This window comes from Pantoea sp. Morm (genome assembly GCF_016643525.1).
GTDB lineage: Bacteria > Pseudomonadota > Gammaproteobacteria > Enterobacterales > Enterobacteriaceae > Pantoea > Pantoea dispersa.
Genome location: NZ_VOQX01000205.1, coordinates 1 through 2,332, shown reverse-complemented (window position 1 = coordinate 2,332; position 2,332 = coordinate 1). Strand labels below are relative to the sequence as shown.

The following is a 2,332-nucleotide window of genomic DNA, read 5'->3' as shown; positions in this document are numbered from 1 at the left end:
ACGAACCGGCGGTGCTACGAAAAGCCCTCCGCAACGGGCTGGCCGGAACATGCGCAGCCGGAGGGGAGATGAGCACGAACACACCCCGGACGGCTACGCCGGTCCGGTCCTCAGCGGCCACGGCTTTATGTGGCCAGTGAACGCGCGGGCGCCCGCCCGCTGCAGGGGTTGACCTCAGCCATCAGACCCTAGCCGTCAGGCCCGGAACGCGGTCCTTTGCGGTCCGGCGGAGCTTACCGGCTATGCCGGTTAGCGCAGTAGGGCTCGACGACCCGGCCTGCCGGGGAGCCGAAGGTGGCCATGGTCCGTGACCTTATGGGGTTAATGATTCAGAGGAGCAGCAGGAAGAAAGAATAGAAGACGCAGAGAAGACCAGACCCCGGGAGAAAGCGCAGGCGAAGGGAGAGAGCCGGTGCGTCAGCACCGGGTTTTCCCGGCCCGCAGGGCCATCCGCCTTATGCTTTACAGCGCCTTTCGCGACGTTTGCGGATTTCCTGCCATCCGAACATAACCATTTGTGATCACGGCATCATTGCGTGTCCGGCCCGGTGCTATAGTTAGCTCGGGAACACCGGAAGTTTCCTCAAGGTAAGCTGCAAAACCGTCCGGCACTCCCGGAGCGGGCGGTGAAAGGAGGCAGGGGGTCTCCTCCCCTGCCTTTTTTCGCTCTAGTCGATAACGTTCCGGTTATACACCACCTTCCAGTCATGGTATGCCGCGCAGTCGCGCAGCGACTCGATGCGCACCACGTTCTCCGCCACGCCATTCATCATCAGCACGCGCTCAATGCCCACAAACCAGCTCTCCTCCGGATTAAGCGGGAACCACAGGTTACTGTTAATCCCACTCAGCAGCGGATCGTTGCACACGTGAATGCCTCGTCCGTATCCGGTTTCGCTGCCGGTCACTGTCAGCTCGCCGCGCAGCTCGCGCGTCACGGCGCAGCGCGCCAGCTCTGTCACCACGTCATCCCAGCACCACTCTTTGTCCTCCGGCACCGGCAGCTCGACGCAGCGCAGATGCTTGCTGCCGGCCCGGGCAGTGCGCTGCGCGAGACCCAGCACTGACGGTTCGTTACTCTCGCCGTCCGCACCGGTGAGCCAGAACCCGTTGTAATAAAAGGCCTCATCGCCGTTGTCCAGGCGGATAAAGCAGAATTCGCCCAGCGCGCGCGCGATGTCGGCCTGCGTCACGTTGTGCAGCACTGCCTCCGGGGACAGGGTATTTTGTACGCTCATGACTGCACCTCCAGTTGCTGGCGCACGGCGCGCATGAAGTGCGGCCAGTTGCTGAACGTCATTTTCGGGACGCGTACGCCGCGACCGCTGTTAAAGCCTTTTACAAACGCCTGCGCCTGTGCGACGATTTGCGGGTCAAAATTCATATAACTCTCCTGAGCTTTTGGTTTTGATGAGGCCGCCAGCGCATACTGGCGACCGTAGAGAAGGCAGGGGCAACCCTGCCTTTTTTACGTCTGTACGTTACCGGGCTCCCGGCAAAGGCTGATGTTGGTCAGGCGCGCCGCCAGTGCGCCGCTCGTCCGCCCCCAGGCCACCTCACCCCGGCTGCCGAACTGCGCGTGCACGATATGGCTCGCCACAATCCACGCCCGGAACGAAGACAGCGGCAGCGCACTGTCCTGGACGGTATCGGCAATCTGCTGCGCCATATCGTGCAGCGTGAACCACAGGTGCTCGTGCTCCTCGCTGGCGCTGAGGCGGTGCTTTCCCAGCTCCGTCAGGGCCGCCAGGCTTTCTGCCAGCCCCGGCGTCAGGCCCGGGATCTCTGAGTGAGTGGCCGCCAGCGTGGCGGCGGTAAACTGTTCTTTCATCGTGTTGCCCCTTTAATCTGTTTCCGGCGCTTATGCCGGCTTAGTGCACGTTCGCCACGTGCATCGCATACCCCGCTTTCAGCAGCAGGCGCAGGTCACCCATTGCCGACTGCCACGCAGCTTCGCCATCGATACCCGGCAGTCCATGTACCAGCGACTGTGCCGCGCGCCATGCCTGGCAGGATGCCAGCGGCAATACCGGACGTGGCAGCGACCAGTCAGTCACGGTGTGGGTCATGTGCTCCGCCAGATTGCTGAGCGAGCCGTAAAGCAGCTCCAGACGCTCGTCCGGCGTCATGCGCTCTGTGTGCAGCGCGGCAAGAAAATTCAGGCCCGACGCCAGCGCCTGACTGACGCCCGGAATGCCCTGGCCGTTCACCCGTGTTTCGGTAGATTCGGCAGCGGCGGTTTTGACGTTCTGTGTGTTCATGCTGGTTCTCCTGTTTTCGGTTGCTGAAACCATGTTTCGGTGAGTTCGTTGCGGCGAAGGGCAAAGGAGCA

At 62.3% G+C, this 2,332-nt stretch carries 4 protein-coding genes; all 4 read right to left on the bottom strand.

Going from position 1 to position 2,332, the window contains the following annotated elements; translation table 11 throughout:
* Positions 1 to 668 precede the first annotated feature (668 nt).
* Positions 669 to 1,238: a hypothetical protein gene (locus FT726_RS26825; RefSeq protein ID WP_346303798.1), complete on the bottom strand. Its 570-nt coding sequence runs from the start codon at positions 1,236 to 1,238 to the stop codon at positions 669 to 671.
* Positions 1,235 to 1,384 carry a succinate dehydrogenase flavoprotein subunit gene (locus FT726_RS26820; RefSeq protein ID WP_155288038.1) on the bottom strand — a complete coding sequence of 50 codons (150 nt, stop codon included), beginning with the start codon at positions 1,382 to 1,384 and terminating at the stop codon, positions 1,235 to 1,237. The genes FT726_RS26825 and FT726_RS26820 overlap by 4 nt, the downstream gene beginning before the upstream one ends.
* An 84-nt stretch (positions 1,385 to 1,468) precedes the next feature.
* The gene (locus tag FT726_RS26815) at positions 1,469 to 1,831 is read right to left on the bottom strand and encodes a hypothetical protein (protein WP_346303797.1); all 363 of its coding nucleotides are present in this window, start codon (positions 1,829 to 1,831) and stop codon (positions 1,469 to 1,471) included.
* A gap of 40 nt (positions 1,832 to 1,871) precedes the next feature.
* Entirely contained in the window at positions 1,872 to 2,261 is a 390-nt protein-coding gene (locus FT726_RS26810) for a hypothetical protein (RefSeq protein WP_346303796.1), read from the bottom strand.
* Positions 2,262 to 2,332 lie beyond the last annotated feature (71 nt).